This window comes from Paenibacillus sp. FSL M7-0896 (assembly GCF_037975415.1).
GTDB lineage: Bacteria > Bacillota > Bacilli > Paenibacillales > Paenibacillaceae > Paenibacillus_AQ > Paenibacillus_AQ silagei.
Window position 1 is genome coordinate 1,705,759 of sequence record NZ_CP150250.1, and the last position, 24,460, is coordinate 1,730,218.

A 24,460-nucleotide genomic window follows, 5' to 3' on the forward strand; every position below is an offset into this window, starting at 1 on the left:
AATTCTACAAAATATAACATTTTTCTTCCTTTATATTGAACGTTAGGAGGATATTTTCTGTATACTCCTTTTTAGCTCTACATCAACACAAAACAAGACAGTAGATACTCACCTATCGTGAGTGTGTACTGTCTTGTTTGCGTGTGAAGAGATAAACCGCATTGTCCCCGGAGGGCGGCACAAGCAGGCGGGATAATTCCTCATTCAGCTCCATGCTGAAATGCTTAGCCTTATCATACGCGTCGAAGTCACCGGTGATCGCCGGATCTCTTGTGCCGATTACAATATACAGCTCCACAGATTCCGTATTAAAAACATGCTTCTCGTACGGGTTGCCGGGCACCGGCCAGGAACAAAGTACAACCTTAGGAGCGTATTTGCTCAGGGCGGCTTTGGCATCGGCTTTTTCCACAAAATCCGGGTAGGTGATATAATGCGCCCAGCTATAATCATCGGTTGCCTGGCAGGCCGTGCCGTTATCGTTCAGGAATCTCGTCAAGGTACCGTCACCCGCACCGATCTCCAGGCATGCCTTGTCTCCGATCAGAGCGGACAGGCGCTTAATTAAAGTACGGGAATAGAAGCAGTAGATCCCTTGTTTATTGACAAGCGGCATCAGCACTTTGGGGCGGATAATCAGCTTCCAGCATACCCGGAACAGAGGGAGCGATACAGGCTTTCGTACAAGCTTTTCCTTGAACAGGAGCTTCTGCAGAATATAACCGTCCCAGAAATTGAACCGGACAGGTCCGGAGGCTGATTCGGCGGACACCGCTAATTGCAGCTGTTCGATCAGATAAATGGCAAAGCGGGCTTTAATAATATTAGGAAGAAAAGAGTTGATAGTGGTTTGATTAAAGCCGCTTTTGACAATTTTGCTCTTCGCTATTTTGGCGCTGCTGGTATAGCTGGCGAGCAGATTATGGATCAGGTTGGCGCGCTTTTGGCTCGATAGGGCATTGATCTCAAGCAGCACTTCTTCCTTGTACTCCGGATATTCTGACAAAAGCGTACGGGTATCGGTCTCATTCCTCAGAATTTGCTCGGCGGCCGTCTTGCTGAAGGTTATCGCTCTCAGGTCCCGGCTCAAATGACAATACCCTCGCAGTGATCCACCTCATGCTGGATAACCTGCGCCGTAAATCCGGTAAAGCTATCCCGGTGCTTTTTAAAATTATAATCGAGGTACTCTACCTCAATATAGTCGTATCGTTTCGCAGGACGTACGCCTTCGAGCGACAGGCAGCCTTCCTCAGTGTCATAAGGACGGGCACGCTTGACGATCACCGGATTGATCATCGAAAGGGTTAATTGCTGCTCCACGCGGATGGCGATGATGCGCTTGTTGACGCCAATCATGTCCGCAGCCATGCCGACGCACCGGTCGGAGTTGGCGTTCAGGGTCTCCACAAGATCCATTAACACGGGCAGATCCTTTTCCGTGGCCGGCGCAGATTTCTGGCTAAGAAGCGATATATCTTTATTGATAGGTCTAATCATCATACTCTCCAATTATGCTGTATTTGTGTGTCCATAATATCATTTTTGGCGGGGAAGTGAAATGCGGGAGTGAGAGATATGCGGTTAAGATAAAGATTGACGAACCGGAGGAAGCTTGATTATAATGTTAATATAAGTGTTAAATGATTAACAAATATATTAATCTAAAGAGGAGCGTTAACTTCCCATGGCAGAACGCATTGTACTGAACACCGACATCCGCAAAGGTAAGATTGACCGCAACATCTACGGACATTTCGCTGAGCATCTTGGACGCTGTATCTATGAAGGCATCTGGGTGGGCGAAGATTCCCCTATTCCGAACACCAAGGGTATCCGCAACGACGTAGTGGAAGCGCTTAAAGAAATGAAAATTCCGGTACTTCGCTGGCCGGGCGGCTGCTTCGCCGATGAATACCACTGGAAGGACGGTATCGGCCCGAGCGAAGAGCGCAAGCGGATGATCAACACACACTGGGGCGGCGCGGTAGAGAACAACCATTTCGGTACGCATGAATTCATGCTCCTCTGCGAGATGCTGGGCTGCGAGCCGTACATCAACGGTAACGTAGGTAGCGGAACTGTTCAAGAGATGTCCGAGTGGGTGGAATATCTGACCTTCAACGGAGTCTCGCCAATGGCTGAGCTGCGTCAGAAGAACGGCCAGGAAGATGCCTGGAGCGTTAAGTATTTCGGCGTGGGCAACGAGAACTGGGGCTGTGGCGGTAACATGCGTCCTGAGTTCTATGCTGATCTGTACCGCCAATATCAGACGTATGTACGTAACTATGGTGACAATAAGATCCACCGGATCGCCTGCGGGGCGAATGCGGATGATTATAACTGGACGGAAGTCCTGATGCGTGAAGCTACCCGCTTCATGGATTCAATTACCCTGCACTATTACACCCTGCCTACTTCGGACTGGAATCATAAGGGCGCGGCTACAGGCTTCGGAACAGACGAATACTTCACAACGTTGAAGAAGGCACTATTCATGGATGAGCTGGTTACCCGCCATATCGCCATCATGGACAAATACGATCCGGAGAAAAGAGTGGGCCTAATCGTTGACGAGTGGGGCACCTGGTATGATGTTGAGCCGGGTACAAACCCGGGCTTCCTCTACCAGCAGAACACGATCCGCGATGCGCTGGTGGCCGGCTTGACGCTGAATATTTTCCACAAGCATAGTGACCGTGTACGGATGGCGAACATTGCCCAGACCGTGAACGTGCTGCAGGCAGTTATTCTGACCGAAGGCGAGAAAATGCTCCTGACTCCTACTTACCATGTATTTAACATGTACAAAGTACATCAGGATGCAGAACTGCTGGAGCTGACTGTAGACAGCCCGGTATACAGCTACGAAGGCGTAGAGATTCCTGAAGTATCGGCTTCGGCTTCAGTCAATGCTGAGGGCATCATTCATGTCAGCCTGTGTAACCTGAATCACGCATCATCGGCAGTGTTGCCGCTTGCCCTGCGCGGATTGGCTGGTCAAGCATCCGTAAGCGGAACGACGCTGGCCGGAGCTTCCATCGATGCCCACAATAGCTTTGAGCAGCCGGAAGCTGTAACACCGCAGGCATTCAGCGCCTTCAAGCTTGAAGGGGATACGCTGACTGTAGAGCTGCCGCCAATGTCGGTAACGGTACTGGCCATCACTCCACAAGCCTAAGGAGAGAACTGCATGACAACCACTTCAGCCTGCAAAGGATGCCGGGAGGAGTACAAGGTCACGGAAGCACAGATTGCCCGCATTCTGGCGTCCTCCATGTTCAACCCCGGCAATACCGCTTCAGACGAGGTCTATGCCGAGCGGCTTGCGCTTTGCGGGGCTTGCCCCAAGCTGCAGGATGGCGTGACCTGTACCGCCTGCGGCTGTATCATTCCTGTCGTGGCCCGGCTGAAGGCCCGCAGCTGTCCGTTGCCGGGCGGCGGCAAGTGGCAGCCAGTGGCGGAATGACGGCCCACGCCTAACGGCTAGGGGCCAGGCGAAAAGATAGGCAGAAGCCGCTCTTGCCATAAGAGACGAATCGATCACCGATAGCCCCTACAACCTGTACAATACGGCAGTTGGAGGGGCTTTTTTTGCGTTGTGGAGGTGAGGGGGAGGAAGAGGAAATGAGAGGGGAAAATCCATCTAATGCGGCGTGAAGTGGGCTGGAAGAGGAAATGAGAGGGATAAATCCCTCTAATGCAGCGTGAAAGTGGGCTGGAGGAGGAAATGAGAGGGATAAATCCCTCTAAGCGGCGTGAAAGTGGGCTGGAAGAGGAAATGAGAGGGATAAATCCATCTAATGCGGCTGAAAGTGGGCTGGATGAGCAAAAGAGAGGGATAAATCCATCTAATGCGGCTGAAAGTGGGCTGGATGAGCAAAAGAGAGGGATAAATCCCTCTAATGCGGCTGAAAGTGGGCTGGATGAGGAAAAGAGAGGGGAAAATCCCTTTGGTGCGGTTGGAAGTGGGCTGGATGGATGTTGCGAGGGGCATAAGTGCCCCTGAATTGGCCGAAAGTGAGCGATGAGCGGAAATGAGGGGCATAAGTGCCCCTGAATTGGCCGAAAGTGAGCGTTGAGCAGAAATGAAGAGCACTAATGCCCCTGAATCGGCCGAAAGTGGGCGTTAAGCAGAAATAAGGAGTATTAGCTCTAAAAGTAGCTGAAACGAAAACTAACCTAATTAGTCTAACTAATCTAACTAATCTATCTCTACTACCTACCTACCTACCTACCTACCTACCTACCTACCTACCTACCTACCTACCTACCTACCTACCTACCTACCTACCTACCTACCTACCTACCTACCTACCTACCTACCTACCTACCTTCTACACACCCTAATCTGGCTTTCATATAGGACCCGGCAAATCTGCCACGCCATCTGTATAAAACAACTCAAACACCAAATCCTCGTTGTAGTTGCCGAAGCCTTTACCGAACAGGGTGAGACCGCCGATGTGCTCGGCATCCTCCTCGACAGAGAGCCGGAAGGTCCATTGTTTGTTGCGGATGCCTACCTGATCCAGGGTGACCTCCGACAGCTTTTGCCCGTCCATGTAGGTACCTGTCTGCGTAATCCGCAGCTGCTTGAGCAGGCCGTATTGATTGGTGAGTGCAGGCCACCAGGCCGGGGTGTATTTTCCCGGGTTGTCTCCGTAGTCACCGGGGCTGGTCCAGAAGCCGAGCGATTGTCCGTTCAGTGTGAAGGTAATATCCGACGGCCAGTTATTGTTGACCGACGGGGCTTCGGAGGCGATCTCCATCGTGATGGCAAGCTCCTCCGGCTGCTGGCTCGACAGCAGGAAATTCGGGATTTTATACTCGACGAACCCCTTGCCGAACCAGAGAATCCCGGCGTTCACCCGCTCCTGGTCCCAGAAATAACGGGGATCGTCAAAGTGCCCGATGACCCTCTCTGTCGTAGACAGTCCGCAGGTAGGCTCGATCTGGAAGTCGGAATAATGCCCCACAGGGATGTCCTTGCGGTACCCTCTGCGCGGAGTCCGGGCCTGTCCCGGAAAAACAATCTCAGCCCCGTCGGCGGCCAGTGTACAGATCTTCTGCAGGCCGCTTTTGCCGGGAGCCATATGGCTGCGGATCAGCCCGGCGGCTTCGAGCTTGCGCACATGCATGGTCATAATCGCACTGCTGAGCTTGAGGGCTGCGGCCAGCTCCTTCACGTTCATGGGCTTATCGGACAGCAGCCGCAGCATATGCAGGCGCACGGTACTGGACAGGGCCTCGTACACGGGCAAAGATTGTTCGGTTAGATCAAGTTTCATCGGATGCCTCCACGTTCAGGTTATATAGTTAATAATTATATTACTCAAATAAAATTTCTACAAGCCATGATTGGCTGCAGGCGAGCTTTTCCAATTTATATCACAGACAGGCCAATCTCTGTCAGCTATGATTTGAGATGAATTAGCGATGAAACAAGGTGCTCTTGCCGGAAGCGGCAAGGGATAACAGGGAATCGGGTGCAACTCCCGAGCGGTCCCGCCACTGTATGGAAGAGCTGCACTTCATGAGGTCACTCGGGAAGCCCCCGGGGAAGACGAAGTCTGCAGCGCCTGTATTCCAAGCCAGGAGACCTACCTTGTCTACGCACACCACGACTCTACGCGGATAGGAGCGGTGTACGGATAGGTTAATGAGAAGAGGCGTTCTGCCCTGATGGACCGGAGAAAGCTTGGTGCTTCAAGGTGATCCCCGGTTATAGCTGCTGGATACAAGGATACGGCCCATAGTGATGGGACGGTGAAAAGCACCTTGTTCCGCTTCGCCACGGGTTGCGCGCTCTATCGAACTTGCCTGCGTACATACACTCCCACCCTATAGGGTGGGTTTTTTGGGCTTTATGATCTGTAATGGGAAATCAACAAACATGGAGGGTGACAAATGAAAAAGCACAGATGGTGGAGCTTTGCGGCACTGGTTGCCGGATTTACGGTGTACTTTATGCTGAACGAACCGGGGACGGCCCGGGCGATGCACATTATGGAAGGATTCCTGCCGGTTGGCTGGGCAGTGTTCTGGTGGGCGGCGTTTATCCCGTTCTTTGTCCTTGGAATCTTCAAGCTGAGAGCCATGACCCGGGAGAATCCGGAGCTGAAGCTGCTGCTGGGTCTGGCCGGGGCGTTTACCTTCGTACTGTCTGCGCTCAAAATGCCTTCCGTGACCGGAAGCAGCTCCCACCCCACCGGTACCGGACTAGGTGCGGTAATGCTGGGGCCGCTGCCCATGAGCGTAATCGGCTCGATTGTCCTGCTGTTTCAGGCGCTGCTGCTGGCGCACGGCGGGATCACTACGCTTGGAGCCAATGCGTTCTCGATGGCGGTGGCGGGTCCTTTTGCCGGATATGCAGTGTATAAACTGATGATGAAAATGCCGGACCGCGAGAAGCTGGCCCTGTTCTGCGCCGCAGCGGTAGCGGACCTTAGTACGTATGTGGTGACGTCCTTCCAGCTAGCGGTGGCGTTTCCGGCGGCGGATGGCGGCGTTCTGGCATCTTTTCTCAAATTCGGGGGCATCTTTGCCGTGACGCAAATCCCGCTGGCCATCAGTGAAGGGCTGTTGACGGTACTGCTCTGGAACTGGCTGAAATCGTATAGCCCGAATGAATTGTCGCTGCTGAAACGCAAGGTGAACGGAGGAAGAGCCTAATGAGCAATAAATGGAAAAATGGGTTGATGCTGCTGGTTGTTATTCTGCTGGTCATTCTGCCGCTGCTGCTGGTTAATGGGGAATTCGGAGGGGCCGATGATGCGGCTGAAGGTGTGATTACCGAAATGAATCCTGACTATAAGCCGTGGTTCAAGCCGCTGACCGAGCTGCCGGGTGAGACGGAGAGTATGCTGTTTGCATTGCAGGCCGCGATTGGTGCCGGTGTGATCGGTTATACCCTGGGGCTGCTCAAGGGCAAGCAAGGCGGGACGAAGCAGCATAGCAGCAAGTGATCCGGCGGATTGACGTTCTCTCTTACAATAATGCTCTGCGCCAGTTGTCCCCGATGTGGAAAAGCTCGTTCGCAGCCCTGATGTTCCTGCTATCTTACACCGTACATCCGGTACTACAGGCTGCAATCACCCTATGGATGATGTCCTGGTGTGTATTACAGGCCCGTATTCCCTTCCGTGCTTATGGCATGCTGTTCGGCACAGCGCTGCTGTTCTATGCCCTTAGCGTACCGGCGCTGCTCGTGGAATTCGGGCATCCGGCAGCGGGAGAGGCAGGAATATTCCCGCTTCCGGGACTGAACCTGCAGGTATATGTTACAGCGGCCGGGCTTCAGCGGGCAGGGGAGCTGCTGGCCAGAATCTCTGCCTGCATGAGCTGTTTCTTCTTCCTGATGTTCACTACTCCGTTTAGTGAGCTGTTGCAGGTGCTGCGCAGGCTGCGGATGCCGCAGATTGTCCTGGAGCTGATGCTGATTATGTACCGCTTCCTGTTCCTGCTGAGTGATGCAGCGCATGGTCTGCTGCTGGCCCGCAGGCTGCGCGGAGGCCGCCGGGGCTACAAGGCCAGACTGCGGGAGACTGCGGCCATGGCAGGGGCGCTATTCGGCAACACGATGCACCGTTATTACGGATTATCGCAGGGGCTGCTGGCCCGCGGCTTCACAGACGAGATTATTCTCCCGCCTTATACGGCGCGTCCTGTGCCACGGCGCTATACTGTTCAGGCTTATGCTGGTATTGCGGTGCTGCTGCTGGCTGAGGCGTATTTTATCATAAGCATATGAAAGGAGCCGGCCATGGATCAGGAATCTAGCTTGGCTTGTGACGGAGTGGTCTTTCATTACCCGGATACGAAGGAGCCTGCACTGCATGAACTGACGTTCTCCATCCCCGCAGGCAGCAAGACGGCGGTACTCGGTCATAACGGTTCGGGCAAATCGACGCTGTTCCTGCATGCCGTCGGCATTCTGCGCCCGCAGCAGGGTACGGTTGTGCAAGGAGGGAAGGCGTTATCCTATTCCAAAAAAGAGCTGGCCGCTCTGCGGCGGAAGGTGGGCCTGGTCTTCCAGGACCCTGAGCAGCAGCTGATCCTCAGCACACCGCTGGAGGATGTGTCGTTCGGGCTGCGCGGCAGCGGCATGGCTGAACCGGCTATTGCTGCGCGCTGCCGGGAGGTCATGGAGCTGCTGAATCTGACCGATCTGAGCGATAAACCGATGCACCAGCTTAGCCTGGGCCAGAAGAAACGCACGGCACTCGCCGGTGTACTGGCTATGGAGCCGGAGCTGATTCTATTGGATGAGCCGACCTCTTATCTGGACCCGTTATCGGAAACGAAGATGCTGAAGGGGCTTGAAGCCATACATGATAAAGGGACAACCGTAGTTATGGCTACGCATGATATGGACCTGGCCTACCGCTGGGCGGACTGGATTATTGTGCTGGAGCATGGAAGATGCCGGGCGGCGGGGACTCCGGAGGAGATTTTTGCGGGACGGGAAGAGCTATTGTCCATCGGACTGGGACTGCCGCTGCTGGCTGACTTATGGTTCAGCCTGCCTGCCAGCTTGACCGCAGGGCAGAGCGCTCCCCGCACCGCCGGGGAATTCAAGGACAAACTGCATAAGCTGCTTGCGCTTAACCACAGCTATTCATGAACGGGGGAAGAAGAATGAAGAAACAAGGAAAGCTGCTGATTATCGGCTTCGGCCCCGGAGCGCTGGAGCATATTACCGGCCGCGCACTGGCTGCGCTGGATGAGAGTGAGGCGGTCATCGGCTATACCACTTATGTAGATCTGATCAGGCCGCTGCTGCGGCACCAGGAGATTGTCGGCACGGGGATGACTGAAGAAGTCAGCCGGGCCCAGGAGGCCGTCCGCAGAGCAGAAGCGGGACAGACGATTGCAGTAATCTCCAGCGGCGATGCCGGTGTCTACGGGATGGCCGGGCTGGTATACGAGGTGCTGATCGAACGCGGTTGGAGCCGCTCAGAGGGGGTACAGGTGGAGGTGATCCCGGGAATATCGGCGATCCAGTCCTGTTCCTCGCTGCTTGGAGCGCCGATTATGCATGATTCCTGCACGATCAGCCTGAGCGATCATCTTACCCCCTGGGAGAGCATTGCTGCGCGTGTGGAAGCGGCGGGGGCAGCAGATTTCGTCATTGCGTTCTATAATCCGCGCAGCGGCAGACGGACGCGTCAGATTGAAGAAGCGCGCACTATTCTGCTGCGTTACCGTGATCCGGCTACACCGGTAGGCATTGTCAAAAGCGCCTACCGTGACCGCCAGCAGACAGTCGTAACGACGCTGCAGGATATGCTGGAGCATGAGATCGGCATGCTCTCAACCGTGGTGGTCGGCAACTCTGCTACCGTTGTCTATGAGGACCTGATGATTACGCCGCGCGGATATGAGCGCAAGTACAGTCTCGGAGCACAGACGCAGACGCTGAAGCCGCACGAGCGGCTGCGCACAGCCGCAGAACCGTGGTCGCTGGCTGCGGCGGAGTCCGGGCAGACAGAGGGGGCAGCTGGAGCCGGAGCGGCCAAAACTGTGGATGCTGGGAGAGCAGCAGAGACTGGGCAGAGGGATGCAGCAGATGTTGGAAGCGAGACCGAGCCGGGACAGGTGAAAAGTGCAGAAGCATCAGGTTCGGTTCGGATGGAATGGGCGCTGGGCTGTGGCGAAGCGGAACCAGGACAGACGGAAGAGGCTGCTGCGCAGAGCCTGGCTGCTGCTCCGCAGGTGGAGCGGCTGCGGAGCTTATCCGGTCGCCTGAAGGCATCCACCGATTCTTCCTTCGAGCTGGAGATTGCTCCCGCAACCGGCAGCCGCAGCTTCAACGGTGATCAGATGAAGCTGCTGGCTGAGCTTGCAGGCAGCGATGGGCAATTGATCTATACGAAGGACGGATATTTCCTGCTGCGCGGCAGCCGGAATGAAGAGGCAGAGGCAGGAGCAAGGCTGCTGGAGGCCGGACTGAATGTAAGTACACCTGGAGATTACGTGAAGGTGAAGACCTGCGGATTCTGTGAGCTGCGCAGAAGCGGAGCGTTAAGTGCTGCTGTCCGGCTCCACACCCTGCTGCATGGAATGGCTGTGCCCAGAGAGCTGCACATCAGTGTAGCCGGCTGCGGGATGGCTTGCAGCTCCGCTGTGCTGGATGATATCGGACTGGTAATGTCGCGCGGCAGCTATGAGTTGTATCTCGGCGGCAAGAAGTCCGGGCGGGGTGCCCATGCAGGGATTTTGGTGCGTGAAGGGATGGACGAAGAGCAAGCGGTAGCCGCTGTAGCTGCCGCAGTTGAGGACTACAGGGCTCATGGCCGGGAGCAGGAGCGGTATCATGCGTTCCGGGAACGGATGGACAGCGCAACAGGGAGTGCAGCCCATACATCAGATAACGATAACAGCAAAGAAGGAGTGCAGACGATGAGAACGGTATTACTGGTGGGACACGGGAGCCGGGTTCAAGCGGGAAATGAGGAGCTGCTGGAATTCACCCGCCGGCTCGCAGCCCGTAAGCCGGAGCTGAAGGTTGAGACCTGCTTCATAGAGCTGGCCTCGCCTTCCATCGCTGGCGGAATTGCCAGATGCATTGAGGGTGGTGCGGCGGAGATATACGTAGTGCCGATTATTTTGTTCGCGGCGGGGCATTCCAAGCTTGATATTCCAATGGCCATTGATGAAGCCAAGCAGAGATATCCCGGGGTGAAGTTCATCTACGGACGTCCGCTGGGGGTGCAGGACCGTGCCGTCGATATTCTGCTGGAGCGGATTCAGGAAGCAGAACGACTTCCACTCCTGCAGGTGAAGGTGGCTGGCGGAATGGACCTGGACCTGCGCGGGAACGGTGCATCCACCATAGAGGATAAGGACACCATCGTGCTACTGATGGGACGCGGGGGCAGTGACCCGGATGCCAACAGCGATCTGTATAAAATAAGCCGGCTGCTCTGGGAGAGAACAGGCTACCGCAGCGTGGAAAGCTGCTTCATTGCCATCGCCAAGCCTTCGCTGCCGGACGGGCTTGAGCGCTGCCTTGCATTGGGTGCGCGCAAAATTATTGTTCTGCCGTACCTGCTGTTCACCGGAGTGCTAATGCAGCAGTTCGCAGAGAGAGTGGCGCAATTCGCAGCGGAGCATCCCGGGCTTGAAGTGGAGATCGGCGGCACACTGGGCGCACATCCGCTGCTGGCGGATATGCTGACAGAGCGGATCGAGGAGACGCTGGAAGGCCGTGCCTTCAGTAACTGCGATAACTGCAAATACCGCGATGCAGCCTCTTTGCACCATCATCACCATCACCATCACCATCATGGTGAGGAGGAGCACGGGGAGCATGGGCATGGACATTACGGGCATGGGCATCACAGTCATGAGGGACATGGACACGGGCGCCACTGCCACGGGGAACATGGGCATACGCATGATCACTGCCATAGGGAGCATGAGCATGCACATCACGAGTGTGCGCATCACAGGCATGATGAACATGGGCACACGCATCACGCGCATGAGCATCACTGCCATGGGCGGCATGATGTAACGGAGGCGGCGGCTCTGGCAGACGATCTGGCGCTTCGCCAGCCGCGATGATCTTCATGTTATGCGGCACCAGCGACGCCCGCGAGCTGGCTCAGAGCCTCCTGCGCCAAGGCCTGCCGCTGCAGGCCAGCGTGGTGACGCCCAGCGGGGCAGAACGCCTTATGGCCGCAGGCATCCGCACCCGCGTCGGCAGACTGGACCGCGAGGCGATGATCGCTTTGCTGCAAGCGGGCGGGTACCGTGCCGTGGTGGACGGCAGCCATCCTTTTGCGCTGGAGGCCCATGCTAATGCAATGGAAGCTGCTGCTGCCCTGGGGTTGCCTTACTTCCGCTACGAGCGGCAGAGCCTTATCTATAACAGCCACCCCCGGCTGTTGCTAGTGCATTCCTATGAAGAGGCTGCGCGCAAGGCTAAGGAGCTGAAGGGCTCTGTGATGCTGACTACCGGCGGCAAAACGCTGGAGATTTTTGCGGAGGAGCTGTTGGGAGATCCGGATATCCGGCTGACCGTAAGGCTGCTGCCTTGTCTGGAGAATCTGGAGAAGTGTCTGACCCTTGGGATTGAGCAGCGGAATATTATTGCGCTTCAGGGCCCTTTTAGCAGAGAGATGAATGAGGCCTTATACCGGCAGTACGGCACCCGGGTGATGATTACCAAGGAGAGCGGGGCCGAAGGCTCGGTGGATGAGAAGCTGCATGCCGCGCTGGATATGGGGTTATATGTGATTTTGATTATGCGGCCGGGGCTGCCCTTCGGGGATGGCGGAACGGTGTTTGATTCTTTTGACGAGATTACGGCTGCTGTGAAGAATGCGCTGCTAATGACGAGGGAAGAGGGATGAATGTGGATTTCGGGACAGAGTTCAAGCCGGTGACCGTACAGCCGCAGGAGATAGAGGGTCTAAGCTTTCAGATGATTACGGAGGAGCTGGGTGAACATTCGTTTAGTGCATTGGAGTACCCGATTGTACAGCGGATTATTCATGCTTCGGCTGATTTTGAGCTGGGGCGCAGCCTGGTGTTCCATCCCGGGGCGATTGAGGCGGGGATTCACGCCATTCTGCAGGGCAAGCCGATTATAGCGGATGTGCGGATGGTGGAGGCGGGCATTGCCAAGGAGCGGATTCAGCGGTACGGCGGCGAGGTCCGGGTACATATTTCAGATCCTGATGTGGTGGACGAGGCGAAGGCGCTGGGAACCACAAGGGCGATTATCGCAACGCGCAAGGCCTGCGCCCAGGCACCGGGGGGAATCTATGTCATCGGCAACGCGCCGACTGCCCTGCTGGAGCTGATCCGTCTGGTAAAAGCAGGCGCCGCCCAGCCCGGACTTGTCATCGGCATGCCCGTTGGCTTCGTCTCTGCGGCGGAATCCAAGGATGAGCTGCGCAAGCTGGATATTCCCTACATCACCAATATCGGCCGCAAAGGCGGCAGTACAATCGTGGTCGCCGCAGTGAACGCACTAAGTCTGCTGGCAGTCCGCCGGGCGGCGGGCGAGCTGGGTTAGCTTGATCAGAGAATCAGATCGCTGAAGCGTAGGGCTGGTGAGTTGTCATATCCCGCTTAAGGTGCAAGTGGTATGCTTAATCGCACTCTGTACAACTAAATGCTCTGATCTACGAGTGAATAGCCAATTAGCTGTAAAACGTGCAATTATACTTTTCTATAATCGGTGTTCTCCTTCATTTGGGCAGATATAGTTGTACAGATTACAGTTAGATGAGGAAATCCTCCCTTTTTGCGGGTTTTAAATGTACAGAATACAACTATCTCAAATTATTTACTTCTTTAGTTCTAATAGTATTCTGTACAACAGAATTCGTGATTTTATAGTTGAAATCTGGTTCTACTGTAGTTCATACACTTGATTTGTGGATAACAGCTCCAAAACACCTCCCCCGCCAAATTCTAATGTACAAAATGCAGCAGACTTACTTTTTTGGCGGATTTGGGGTTCAACTAATGTACAAAGTGCAATGGATCCAGAATTTGTATAAAAATCTCCTGATTTGCTTAGAAGCAGCAGTATAATCAGGTTATATAGAGAGTAAGACAGGTTACCTGCCCAGGGCGAACGCTCAGCGGATAAGCTTCAGCGGTGTGCAGATTGTTCAGATTCTGAGGATTCATTCTTAGACCATCAGCAAAGAGGGAGTGCCATGACCAAGGAAATAGCCGATCAAGCCGTCAGGCAGAACCGGGGCCAAGAAAGCGGGGAGGCAGGGGCAGGGCAAGCAGAGCGGGTAGAGCAAGCAGCCGGACCTGAATTCGATCAGGGATCTGAGCAGTTGGAGCAAGTAGGCGGCCCCGAATCCGCAGAAGCAGTTGAACGGCTGGAGCAAGCCAGCAGCCCCGCGATCGGGCAGACGGCCGAGCAGGTACGCCAGCCTATCGAACCCGGATTGTCCGGATTCGATCAGGCAACTGAGCAACCGGAGCAAGCCAGCTGCCTCGAGTTCAAGCCAGCGGCTGAGCAGGTAAAGCAGGCTGTAGAACCCGGATTGCCCGCTCCCGAATCCGCAGGTGAAACGCCCGCTCCTCCGCTGCGCAGGGGCTACACGACAGGGGCCTGTGCCGCAGCGGCAGCCGCAGGTGCGGCCACCCTGCTCATTACAGGGGAGAGCCTGCCTGTGGTAGAGATTGATCTGCCGGCCGGGTTCCGTCATACCTTTGAGCTGACTGGCTGGCAGCGCGCAGGGTCGCACACGGCAAGCTGTGCCACAGTGAAGGATGCCGGAGACGATCCGGATGCGACGCATCTGGCGTGGATCGAGGCGGCGGTGAGCTGGCGGGATCAGCCGGGCGTGGAGATTGACGGGGGCCGCGGTGTTGGCCGGGTGACGAAGCCGGGGCTGCCGGTGGGCGTGGGAGAGGCGGCGATTAATCCGGTGCCCCGGCGGATGATTCAGGAGGCGGTATCCGCCGTACTGGAGGAGCACGGTGCAGTGCGGGGCCTGAGGGTAGTCATCAGCGTGCCGGAGGGCGAGAGCATCGCCATGAAGACGCTGAATCCCCGGCTGGGTATTCTGGGCGGCATTTCGATCCTGGGCACGCGGGGGGTGGTGACCCCATTCTCCACCGAGGCCTACAAGGCGAGTGTGGTTCAGGCTATCTCGGTGGCGGCTGCGGCGGGGAACCGGCAGGTTGTGCTCACCACAGGCGGCAGCAGCGAGAAATACGCCATCGCGATGTTCGCAGAGCTTCCGGAGGAAGCTTTTATACAGATGGGGGAATATGTGGGCTTCTCGCTGGAGCATGCCAAGGCATACGGAATTCGCAAGGTTACCTTCGTCGGGATGGCCGGCAAATTCTCCAAGGTGGCTCAGGGGGCCATGCTGATTCACTCCAAGAACGCGCCCGTCGATTTCGGATTTCTGGCAGCCGTTGCGGCGGGTGCGGGAGCGTCCCCTGAGCAGGTGCAGGAGATTGCCGCCGCCAACACAGCCTCACAGGTCGTGGATATGATGACTGAGGCGGGGAATCACACTTTTTTCGAGCAGCTGTGCAGGCATGCCTGTGAACAGAGTCTGGCGCATATAAACGGAGGCATGATTGTGGAAATGGTGCTCATTACAATGAAGGGCAGGGTGCTGGGAAGGGCGGAGATTCATGGATAACCTGATTTATGTGATCGGGATCGGTGAGGATGGTGCCGGCGGCCTGACCCCGGATAGCTTAAGCATAGTGAACAACAGCGAGGTGCTGCTGGGCGGCGAGCGGCAATTGAATTTTTTCGGCAGATACAGAGGGGAGAAAATCGTGCTGCAAGGCGGGCTGAAGCCTTTTACAGACAAGCTGGAGGAGGTGTGGCGTGAGCGGCGGACGGTGGTGCTGGCCTCGGGGGACCCGTTCTTTTTTGGGATTGCCGGGTATCTTGTCCGCAGGTTCGGGCCGGAGCATGTGGAGGTGATCCCTCATTATAGCAGCGTGCAGCTTGCGTTCGCGCGGCTCGGGGACAGCTGGCAGGATGCGGAGCTGATCAGTCTGCACGGGAGTCCCATTCAGGGACTGGCCCAGCGTATAGACGGCAGGCACAAAATCGCCCTGCTGACAGACGAGAACAACACCCCTGCGGTCATTGCCGCTTATCTGCAGGAGTTCGGGATGGTGGAATATGAGGCGTTTGTCTGCGAGCGGCTTGGCGGCGCAGAGGAGATCTGCCGGTTCTGGACGCTGGAGGAAATGGAGACCAGGGAGTTCGCGGCGCTTAATGTCGTGATCCTGCGCCGTAAGCAGGAGGTCTCCGCTCCCGTGCGGCGCGGATTCGCTTATCCCGACGGGGAGTTCCGGCAGCGTAAGCCGGAGAAAGGCCTGATTACGAAGCGCGAGGTCCGCGCTCTGGTGCTGTCGGAGCTGAACCTGTCCGAGGATGCAGTCGTGTGGGATATCGGCTCCGGCTCGGGTGCGGTGGCTGCGGAATGTGCGCGGATCGCCAGACTCGGGAGGGTCTACGCTCTGGAGAAAAGTGCGGAGAACCTGCCGAATATGGCAGCGAACCGTCTGAAGTTCCGGGCGGATTTCCAGATCATTCAGGCGAAGGCGCCGCAGGGCTTAACGGCTCTACCTGACCCGGATGCCGTCTTCATCGGCGGGAGCGGCGGTGAGCTGGCGGCCATTATTGAACATAGCGCTGCGAGGCTTCAGCCCGGCGGAAGGATTGTGGTTGGGGCGATTACGGTGGAGACCCTGCATGGCAGCATGGAGGCGCTTAAGGCCGCAGGGCTGGCCTGCGAGGTGACGATGCTTCAGGCGTCGCGCGGCAAGCCGATTCTCGGCATGACCCGGTTCGACGGAATGAATCCCGTCTATGTGGTCAGCGGCCGGAGGCTTCATTAATCATCAGACAATAACGAAGGAGGAACCCGCAATGAAGACCGATGTAACTGAGCCGCGTGAGCAGGCTGCGGAGGGACAGGAAATATCGTCAGGAGAAGCGGCAGGGACGCTGTGGACAGAAGCAGCGATACAGGCGGCCAGTGCGTTATTTGACCCGCTGGATGCAGAAGAGCTGGAGCTGGAGGAAAGACTGACTCCCCGGGCGCTCGGAACGTTATACGGCATAGGCGTTGGCCCCGGCGACCCGGAGCTGATTACGCTTAAGGCTTGCCGTCTGCTGCGGGAATGTCCGGTGATTGCCTACCCGGCAACCAAGAAGGGCGGCAAATCCTACGCCTATGAAATCATTGAGCTGCATGTAGACCCGCAGGACAAAATCATGCTCGGACTGGTCTTTCCGATGACGAAGGACCCGGAGCTGCTGGCTGGCGGCTGGACCCGTACGGTAGAGCTGTGCTGGGGAGAGCTGAGACAGGGGCGGGATGTGGCTTTCGTGACCGAAGGCGATCCTAATCTCTACAGTACCTTCATTCATCTGGCCCGGCTGATGCAAGAGCTGCACCCCGGTGTGCCGGTCGTCTCGGTTCCGGGAATATCCTCGGTGCTGGGCGCGGCGGCTGCGCTGGAGCAGCCCCTGGCAGACGGCAATCAGCGGGTGGGGATCATCCCGGCTACGGACGACAGGGAGGCGCTTCGGGAAGCGCTGCTGCATCATGATACGGTGGTGTTCCTTAAGGTGGCCAAGGTGCTGGATGTGGTGCTGGATGTGCTGGATGAGCTGGGCTTGTCCGGCCGCGCCTCGGTGGTAACCAAGGTCACCTCCCCCTATGAGACTGTCTGGCGCGATGCACGGGACCTGCGGGGCAAGGAAGTGGAGTACCTGAGTCTGATGGTGGTGAGCAAATGACAGAGCTTGCGTCGAAGGTATACATTGTAGGTGCCGGACCGGGTGACCCCGAGCTGATCACTGTAAAAGGCAGCCGAATCTTGCGCTCCGCTGATCTGGTGCTGTATGCGGATTCGCTGGTCAGCGAGGAGCTGATCCGCAGCGCTAAGCCCGGTGCGCAGGTGCTTCAGAGCTCGGGCATGGATCTGGAGCAGCAGGTGGAGCTGATGACGCTTGCCGTGCAGTCCGGTAAAAGCGTAGCCCGCGTCCACACCGGAGACCCCGCCATGTACGGCGCGATTCTGGAGCAGATGTCGCTGCTGAAGCTACGTGGCGTCGCTTACGAGATTGTACCGGGCGTCAGCTCGGTTTTTGCCTCTGCGGCGGCGGTTGGCGCAGAGCTGACCGTGCCGGAGCTGACGCAGACGGTCATTCTGACCCGTGCGGAAGGGCGCACACCCGTGCCGGAGCGCGAGCAGCTGCGCAAGCTGGCGGAGCATCACTGCACGGTGGCGCTGTTTCTGAGTGCATCACTGGCCGGTCATGTGAGCAGTGAATTCCTGGCCGCAGGCTGGAGCCCGGAGACCCCGGTGGCGGTCGTGAAGCGGGCCACTTGGCCGGATCAGCAGATTCTGCGGACCACGGTTGAGAAGCTGGAGGCGGACCTGCAAGGTGCCGGCATCACCATGCATGCCATGATCCTGGCCGGCTGGGCGCTGGCCCCCGGGCTGACGGACCGCGATCAGCACCGCTCCAAGCTGTATGACAAGACCTTCACCCACGGCTGCAGGGAAGGAATCGGCTCCGGTGAGTAAGCGGTATGCGGCTGTTGCCATTACGCGGAGTGGCATAGAGCTGGCTGTGAAGCTCGGCGGGCGGCTTGGCGGGACTGAGGTCTTTGTCTATGCCAAGTATAGCGGAGAGCTGGAGGCGCGGAGCGGGGAGATCACTGTATTTGACGGACCGGTCAGAGGGGTGCTGCCTGGGCTCTTCGGGAGCTATGAGGCGGTCATTCTGTTCTTCTCACTGGGGGCGGCTGTCCGGCTGACGGCTCCGCTGCTGCGGGATAAAAGAACCGATCCTGCCGTCATCGTCATCGATGAGCGCGGGGAGCATGTCATCAGCATGCTCTCCGGCCATCTTGGCGGAGCGAATAGGCTGACACTGGAGATTGCGGAGCTGCTGGGCAGCCATCCGGTGATCACCACGGCTTCGGATGTGCAGGGCACCTTCGCTGTTGATCTGCTGGGCCGGGAGTACGGCTGGCGTGCCGACAGCTTCACCTCCATGAAGGGGGTTAGTGCTGCGCTCGTTAACGGGGAGCCGGTAGCCTTTGTGCAGGAGAGCGGGGAACGTGACTGGCTGCCGCCGGGTGCTGAGGTGCCGGAGCATGTCTTTATGTTCGCAAGCAGAGCCGAGCTTCGGTATAGCAGACGCAGCTTCAGTGCAGCGATTGTGGTAAGCGACCGGGTGACGGAGGAACCAGAGGAGGACGCACCGGCAGATACTACTCTGGCCGAGTACACTGTAGTGTATCGCCCGCGCAGTCTGGTGCTTGGACTCGGCTGTAACCGCGGGACGTCTGCGGAAGAGCTGGAAGCCGTGGTCCTGCGCACTCTGAATGAGCTTCGTCTGTCGCTCGATAGTGTGCGGAATGTGGCGACAGCCGGGATCAAGGGGGATGAAGCGGGACTCTTGGCCTTGTGCGTCAAATACAGCTGGGAGCTGGTTCTGTACACCCCGGAGCAGCTCAATACAGTAGATCTGGACCATCCGTCTGAGGTGGTATTCAGGGCAACCGGGGCTTACGGTGTCTGTGAACCTGCTGCGCTGCTGTCTTCAGGTGCGCATTCGCTCCTGCAGCCTAAGCTCAAGAGCGGCAATGTGACCATCGCCGTAGCCCGGATTGTCTATCCCGGAGAGAAGGAGGGGAAGAGCGGTGAATGAGCTGAGGAATGCAGCCGGATATGAAAAAAAGCCTGGATCAGCCCCCCGTGAGCCGCAGGCGCATCCCCGCCTGGTCATCGCAGGCACAGGCAGCGGCTCGGGCAAAACAACGGTCACACTGGGGCTGATGCGCGCTTTTGCCCGGCGGGGCCTGAAGGTTCAGGGCTTCAAATGCGGCCCTGACTATATCGATCCCGCCTATCACACTGCGGTCACAGGCCATCCCTCGCGCAACCTGGACTCCTGGATGACTTCAAGCGACTATCTGCAGGAGTATTTCCTGCAGGCTTCGGCGGATGCTGACCTGTCCGTCATTGAGGGCGTGATGGGGTTGTATGACGGCAAGGAAGACACAGCACTGACCGGATCCACGGCGGAGATCGCCATCCTGACCGCCAGCCCTGTGCTGCTGGTGGTCGATGTCCGCAGCATGGGGCGCAGTGCCGCGGCGATAGTGCTGGGCTTCCGGCAGCTGGAGCCGCAGGTGCAGATTGCCGCCGTTCTGGTGAACCGCTGCGGCAGCGAGGGTCACTACCGGTTAGTTAAGGCTGCCATTGAAGCAGCCTGCGGGATTCCCGTGATTGGCTGGCTCCCCCGCGACAGCGGGCTGGACATCCCGGAGCGGCATCTGGGCCTGCTGCCCGCTGTGGAGCGCGGGGAGCTTGCGCCCTTGTTCGAGCGTGCCGCCGACATGCTGGAGCAAGGCACGGATCTGGAACGGCTGCTGGAGCTTGCTGCGGCCGCGCCTGCTGTGCAAGGGCAGCCTGTGGCGCCGGAGCAAGAAGCTTTGCTTGCCTGCATGCAGATGCCGGACCAGCAAGTCCGCTCCCTTACATATGCGGCTGAACTTTGTAACCCCGCTGCTCAGATACATAAGACACAGGCAGGCCCGGCGGGGCCTGGCCCGCTCATTGCCGTAGCCCGGGATGCGGCGTTCAATTTCTACTACGCCGATAATCTGGAGCTGCTCGCACATGCGGGTGCTAAGCTGGCTTACTTCAGCCCGCTCAGCGGTGAAGGCATTCCGCCGGAAGCTGACGGCATCTATCTCGGCGGCGGCTTCCCGGAAGAATTCGCGGCGGTGATTGCCGCGAACCAACTCTTCCTAAGCGGCCTGAGATCCGCCGCAGACGCTGGAATGCCACTGTATGCGGAGTGCGGCGGCTATATGGTGCTGGCCCGCAGTCTGACCGACCGCACCGGCACGGTGCATGAGATGGCCGGAATCATTCCTGCGCATACCGTGATGCAGGAACGCCGGGCGGCACTCGGGTATCGTGAAGTTACGGCACTTCACGACTGTCTGCTGCTGAAGCAGGGCGAGCGTCTGCGCGGCCATGAATTTCATTACTCCGTCATGAGCTATCCTGAGGGGGCAGCCCGGACCTATGCCTACGAGAGTAAGGGCAGAGGGGGCAGCCAGCCGGAAGGCTACATCAGCGGCAGCATTATGGCTGCTTATGCGCATATCCATCTGGCCTCCCATCTCCCGGCAGCAGCCCGGCTTGTAGCAGCCTGCCGGGCCTATCGTGGCCGCAAACAGGCTGTGCAGCAGCATGTTCCCGGCTCCCGGAACCAACAAGTGGAATAACGTATCTTAAATTATTAATTCTAACGAAATGTGTGGCGATAAGTGGAAAAACAACATCTATTCATGTTACTTTTAGCTACTTGGGCTAAAATGGGCAACATTAAGTGTTGTTTTTCCAACTGTTGTTCTAGCATCGGCTATTCGTTCATTAGCAACTGTAGAAAATCCAACTACCCCCGTCCCGTTCAATGCGGCCTAAGCCTCATCAGCAAACCACTTCTTTATACTATATGTCAACCGCTTGTCATACGTATATTTGATACGTATAATAGGACAAGAGAACGCTTCATTAATGCGCTCGGACTGGTCAACCGGCTAGTTCCAGCGCAGGAAACTATCATTGTATTTATCGTATCTCAGGAGTCTATCGAAATTATCAGAAGCAACAGCATATGGATGCATCAGGAGAAGGGGGAACGCTGCAGTGAAATTGTTGGGAGCGATTGAAGCAGGGGGAACGAAGTTTGTATGCGGTATCGGGAATGAGGACGGGACGATTATCGACCGGGTGAGCTTTCCGACGGCTACTCCTCAGGAGACTATGGGCCAGGTAATGGATTATTTCAGCGGAAAAGCTGTGGAGGCTATCGGGATCGGTTCCTTCGGACCGATTGACCCTGTTATCGGCAGCCCCACCTATGGATATATTACAACCACACCGAAGCCGCATTGGGGCGGGTATAATCTGGTTGGAGCCGTTGAGGAGCAATTCCGGGTTCCGATCGGCTTTGATACAGATGTGAACGGCGCAGCGCTGGGCGAGTACACCTGGGGAGCAGCGCAAGGGCTGGACAGTTGTCTCTATATCACGGTGGGCACCGGGATTGGTGCCGGTGCTGTGGTAGGCGGGAAGCTCGTTCACGGGCTGTCCCACCCCGAGATGGGCCATATCCTGGTCCGTCGTCATCCTGAGGACCACTACGAAGGCTTTTGCCCTTATCACGGCGATTGCCTGGAGGGTCTGGCGGCGGGGCCGGCCATCGGCAAGCGCTGGGGTAAGCCCGCGGGCGAGCTGCCTGCGGATCATCCGGCCTGGGCGATGGAGGCCCACTATCTGGCTCATGCTCTTATGAACTATGTGCTGATCCTCTCGCCGCAGAAGATCGTAATGGGCGGCGGTGTGATGAAGCAGAGCCAGCTCTTCCCGCTGATCCATGCCAAGCTGCAGGAGCTGCTCGGCGGATATGTGCAGCATCCAGCGCTCAATGAAGAGATTGGCAGCTACATTGTGCCTCCGCAGCTTGGAGATAACGCCGGTCTGTCGGGAGCACTGGGTCTGGCCAAGCTGGCTTTAGACCGCAAGTAGGATATTTTGTCAAAAAGAGATTGACTGTTACGTAATATATGGTATTCTAGGTTTTAACAGTATAGCATTTAAGAGGAAGCACCTCTTTCACGAATGTCGTGGGAGAGGTGCTTTTTTTGCGTTCAGAGCGCTCATGCGTACTGTAAGACGACGAAAGAAGGGATTCATATGCAGATCGTATTTATGAACCGTTTGTGCAGAAGATCAGGAATGGACGAAGAGAATTTTGCCCAGCTGTGGATTGGAGAGGAAGAGGGTCAGTGGCGTCTTGGCTGGCGTGATTTCTCCGGCGAAGAGGAGACGGGCGACAGCCTGTGGTATGAAGGCGGATCATGGAATGAGATGCTGTGTGTTTACCGGCACGAGCTTGCCGTGAAGATGGGGGATGGCTACCGCCCGCTGATTGACGGGGTATTTCATGATGACGATAACCTCAGCAGCCGCAGCCAGGAGCAGCTTAAGCTGCAGTATTACAGTGAGCAATACGGGAATGAAGCCATCTTCGAGGAGCTGTGCTCCTGGCGCAGAGGGAAGGCCTCCAGTGAGCGGAAGGCGCCTTATATCCTGGCCAGCAACCGACTGCTGCGCATGATCAGCGCATTTCTTCCCCGCACGGAGGAGGAGCTGCTGCAGCTCCCGGGTGTGGGTGAAGGCAAAGTCTCACAGTATGGTGCAGACTGGCTTAGCATCACCGCGGCGGCTGAGCGTGAGCATGATTTTCCGCTAAGCTGGGTGAATCATGCCATAGACGAAGAGAGCTTCGTATCCTGGCACTATAAGCAGAAGGAGCTTAAGTACAAGAAGCAGCTGGAGCGGCTGAGACTGCGGCGCGTTCTATTACAGGGGATTGAAGAGGGACAGGGGATGGAGCAGCTCAGAGTGCTTAGCGGAGTTTCCCGCCGTGAAGTGCTTGAAGTGGTAGAGGAGCTGGAGAAGGACGGCTACTCGGCCGAGAAGCTTATTGCCCTGGAGCTGAGAGAGGTGAGTCCCGAAGAACAGAACAATATTTGGACAGCCTATGAACTGATCGGCGACAACTTCCTGAAGCCTGTCCTCTACAAAGCCTACGGCGACAACTTCGTACCTGCTGACGGACTTGATCTGTATTACGAACGCCTGCGGCTGATCCGCATCCGCTTCCGGCGGGAGCATCCGGCGGCGTTAGGGATAGTTACCCCTCAATAATTATTGAGTCTGATGGCCTGCATCAGTCCCAATCTACGGTCCTGATGACCGGAATTCCTGATCGGCGCAGACGCATTACATACTGGTGACATACCAAAAAGACGAAGGCTCTCCGAGTCCCGGTAGCCGGGTATACGGTGCCTTCGTCCTTCGTATTCGTCCGCTCTGCTTCATAGCCACTCCTTCTTACGGAAGATAATTAGCATTCCGCAGCCTAGCGTCACCATAACGGCAATGACGCCATAGTAGCCGTACTCGGTGTGGATCTCCGGGATATTGTCAAAGTTCATGCCGTAGATTCCGGTAATCACGGTCAGCGGCATGAATATGGTAGTAATTGCTGTAAATACACGCATGATTTCATTGGCTCGGTTCGCAATACTGGACTGATAAGCTTCGCGCAAGTTGCCCATGAGATCGCGGTATGTTTCGAAGGTCTCAGAGATCTTGACCGCATTCTCATAAATATCGCTGAAATACTTCTGCAGCTGATCGTCGATCAGGCGAAGATCCTTCTTGTTGAGTGTGTTGATAACTTCCTTCTGCGGGCCGAGCATCTTCTTCAGCCAGAGAATCTCACTGCGCAGACCGATGATCTCGCTCAGATGCGATTTCTTGGTATGCATGAGGATGTCTTCTTCCAGCTTCTCGATCCGCGCTTCAATCCGGTCACCGACCGAGAAGAAGTTGTCGACAACGAGGTCGATCAGCAGATACAGGAAGCGGTCAGGCGTACTGACCTCCTGCTCCCACAGTACGGGCTTCAGGACACGCAGTTCATGGATCTTCTGCTTCGTAACGGTAATAATGAAATGTCTGCCAAGGAATACATTGAGTGCACGGAGGAAGATTTCCTCATCATCGAACCGGATGCTGTTCACCACGATGAAATAATGACTCTCATAAATCTCCAGCTTCGGACGCTGATCCTCTTCACTTAGACAGTCTTCCACAGCCAGATCATGCAGGCCGTATATAGGCTGAAGCTCTACAAGGTCCTCCACATCGGCATCAATCCAGTAGAACCCCTCAGCAGGGGCGGTTAAAGTTTCTTCAATATTGTCAATAGGCGTAAAAACCCCTGCATTCACCAGCCGGATTTTCATCTGATTCACTCCTTATGTCCCTGGTCTTCTCCAGGGGTATGCTAATTTCAGCACACGGAAAAAATCAGCTTGGCCGGTGG

At 56.6% G+C, this 24,460-nt stretch carries 22 protein-coding genes and 1 riboswitch; of the genes, 18 read left to right on the plus strand and 4 right to left on the minus strand.

All coding sequences use genetic code 11. The features are described from left to right. Positions 1-112: 112 nt before the first annotated feature. Both MKY12_RS07140 and MKY12_RS07145 read right to left on the minus strand, forming a co-directional pair. Positions 113-1,090 carry a hypothetical protein gene (locus tag MKY12_RS07140; protein WP_339313284.1) on the minus strand — a complete coding sequence of 326 codons (978 nt, stop codon included), beginning with the start codon at positions 1,088-1,090 and terminating at the stop codon, positions 113-115. Then, entirely contained in the window at positions 1,087-1,503 is a 417-nt protein-coding gene (locus MKY12_RS07145) for a peptide deformylase (protein ID WP_339313285.1), read from the minus strand. Before MKY12_RS07145 ends, MKY12_RS07140 begins: the two co-directional genes overlap by 4 nt. A gap of 184 nt (positions 1,504-1,687) precedes the next feature. Between MKY12_RS07145 and MKY12_RS07150 the strand changes: the two genes are divergently transcribed. The 3 genes from MKY12_RS07150 (at position 1,688) to MKY12_RS07160 (ending at position 4,009) form a co-directional block, all read left to right on the plus strand. Continuing rightward, on the plus strand, positions 1,688-3,181 hold the full coding sequence (locus tag MKY12_RS07150; protein WP_209878336.1) for an alpha-N-arabinofuranosidase: 1,494 nt from the start codon (positions 1,688-1,690) through the stop codon (positions 3,179-3,181). Positions 3,182-3,193: 12 nt separating this feature from the next. Beyond that, positions 3,194-3,469, plus strand: coding sequence for a DUF6171 family protein (locus MKY12_RS07155; RefSeq protein ID WP_036722478.1), 276 nt, complete (start codon positions 3,194-3,196; stop codon positions 3,467-3,469). A gap of 231 nt (positions 3,470-3,700) precedes the next feature. Continuing rightward, positions 3,701-4,009, plus strand: coding sequence for a hypothetical protein (locus tag MKY12_RS07160; protein ID WP_339313286.1), 309 nt, complete (start codon positions 3,701-3,703; stop codon positions 4,007-4,009). 349 nt (positions 4,010-4,358) lie between these two features. Here the strand turns inward: MKY12_RS07160 and MKY12_RS07165 are convergent, their stop codons facing one another. Beyond that, positions 4,359-5,291, minus strand: coding sequence for a helix-turn-helix domain-containing protein (locus MKY12_RS07165; RefSeq protein ID WP_209873003.1), 933 nt, complete (start codon positions 5,289-5,291; stop codon positions 4,359-4,361). Positions 5,292-5,430: 139 nt separating this feature from the next. Then, positions 5,431-5,626, plus strand: a riboswitch (cobalamin riboswitch). Between the two features lie 284 nt (positions 5,627-5,910). Here MKY12_RS07165 and MKY12_RS07170 point away from each other — a divergent pair. The 15 genes from MKY12_RS07170 (at position 5,911) to MKY12_RS07240 (ending at position 23,274) form a co-directional block, all read left to right on the plus strand. Further along, complete coding sequence (locus MKY12_RS07170) at positions 5,911-6,675, plus strand: energy-coupling factor ABC transporter permease (protein ID WP_036722468.1); 765 nt, start codon at positions 5,911-5,913, stop codon at positions 6,673-6,675. After that, entirely contained in the window at positions 6,675-6,968 is a 294-nt protein-coding gene (locus MKY12_RS07175; RefSeq protein ID WP_036722466.1) for an energy-coupling factor ABC transporter substrate-binding protein, read from the plus strand. Before MKY12_RS07170 ends, MKY12_RS07175 begins: the two co-directional genes overlap by 1 nt. Further along, positions 6,965-7,753 carry a cobalt ECF transporter T component CbiQ gene (cbiQ, locus tag MKY12_RS07180; RefSeq protein ID WP_339254971.1) on the plus strand — a complete coding sequence of 263 codons (789 nt, stop codon included), beginning with the start codon at positions 6,965-6,967 and terminating at the stop codon, positions 7,751-7,753. Before MKY12_RS07175 ends, cbiQ begins: the two co-directional genes overlap by 4 nt. A gap of 12 nt (positions 7,754-7,765) precedes the next feature. Then, positions 7,766-8,626, plus strand: coding sequence for an ABC transporter ATP-binding protein (locus MKY12_RS07185; protein ID WP_339254972.1), 861 nt, complete (start codon positions 7,766-7,768; stop codon positions 8,624-8,626). Between the two features lie 14 nt (positions 8,627-8,640). Beyond that, complete coding sequence (gene cobJ, locus MKY12_RS07190) at positions 8,641-11,571, plus strand: precorrin-3B C(17)-methyltransferase (protein ID WP_339254973.1); 2,931 nt, start codon at positions 8,641-8,643, stop codon at positions 11,569-11,571. Next, positions 11,568-12,362, plus strand: coding sequence for a precorrin-6A reductase (gene cobK / locus MKY12_RS07195; protein WP_339254974.1), 795 nt, complete (start codon positions 11,568-11,570; stop codon positions 12,360-12,362). The genes cobJ and cobK overlap by 4 nt, the downstream gene beginning before the upstream one ends. 2 nt (positions 12,363-12,364) lie before the next feature. Continuing rightward, positions 12,365-13,030, plus strand: a complete 666-nt coding sequence (locus MKY12_RS07200; RefSeq protein ID WP_339257381.1) for a precorrin-8X methylmutase — start codon at positions 12,365-12,367, stop codon at positions 13,028-13,030. A gap of 994 nt (positions 13,031-14,024) precedes the next feature. Further along, positions 14,025-15,140 carry a cobalt-precorrin-5B (C(1))-methyltransferase gene (locus MKY12_RS07205; protein ID WP_339314813.1) on the plus strand — a complete coding sequence of 372 codons (1,116 nt, stop codon included), beginning with the start codon at positions 14,025-14,027 and terminating at the stop codon, positions 15,138-15,140. Then, complete coding sequence (cbiE, locus tag MKY12_RS07210; RefSeq protein WP_339313287.1) at positions 15,133-16,359, plus strand: precorrin-6y C5,15-methyltransferase (decarboxylating) subunit CbiE; 1,227 nt, start codon at positions 15,133-15,135, stop codon at positions 16,357-16,359. The genes MKY12_RS07205 and cbiE overlap by 8 nt, the downstream gene beginning before the upstream one ends. A gap of 31 nt (positions 16,360-16,390) precedes the next feature. Further along, positions 16,391-17,266 (plus strand): precorrin-2 C(20)-methyltransferase, encoded by an 876-nt coding sequence (gene cobI, locus MKY12_RS07215; RefSeq protein WP_339313288.1) that lies wholly within the window; start codon positions 16,391-16,393, stop codon positions 17,264-17,266. Next, on the plus strand, positions 17,263-18,060 hold the full coding sequence (gene cobM, locus MKY12_RS07220) for a precorrin-4 C(11)-methyltransferase (RefSeq protein WP_339313289.1): 798 nt from the start codon (positions 17,263-17,265) through the stop codon (positions 18,058-18,060). Before cobI ends, cobM begins: the two co-directional genes overlap by 4 nt. Beyond that, the gene (locus MKY12_RS07225; protein ID WP_339313290.1) at positions 18,008-19,192 is read left to right on the plus strand and encodes a cobalamin biosynthesis protein; all 1,185 of its coding nucleotides are present in this window, start codon (positions 18,008-18,010) and stop codon (positions 19,190-19,192) included. The genes cobM and MKY12_RS07225 overlap by 53 nt, the downstream gene beginning before the upstream one ends. Further along, positions 19,185-20,783, plus strand: a complete 1,599-nt coding sequence (locus MKY12_RS07230; RefSeq protein ID WP_339313291.1) for a cobyrinate a,c-diamide synthase — start codon at positions 19,185-19,187, stop codon at positions 20,781-20,783. The genes MKY12_RS07225 and MKY12_RS07230 overlap by 8 nt, the downstream gene beginning before the upstream one ends. 424 nt (positions 20,784-21,207) lie before the next feature. After that, positions 21,208-22,089 carry an ROK family protein gene (locus tag MKY12_RS07235; protein ID WP_339313292.1) on the plus strand — a complete coding sequence of 294 codons (882 nt, stop codon included), beginning with the start codon at positions 21,208-21,210 and terminating at the stop codon, positions 22,087-22,089. 168 nt (positions 22,090-22,257) lie between these two features. Further along, positions 22,258-23,274: an HRDC domain-containing protein gene (locus tag MKY12_RS07240; RefSeq protein ID WP_036722453.1), complete on the plus strand. Its 1,017-nt coding sequence runs from the start codon at positions 22,258-22,260 to the stop codon at positions 23,272-23,274. Between the two features lie 170 nt (positions 23,275-23,444). On the opposite strand, the gene corA is transcribed toward MKY12_RS07240, so the two are convergent. Then, a complete protein-coding gene (gene corA, locus MKY12_RS07245; protein WP_209873045.1) occupies positions 23,445-24,380 on the minus strand; it encodes a magnesium/cobalt transporter CorA in 936 nt (311 codons plus the stop codon). Between the last annotated feature and the right edge of the window lie 80 nt (positions 24,381-24,460).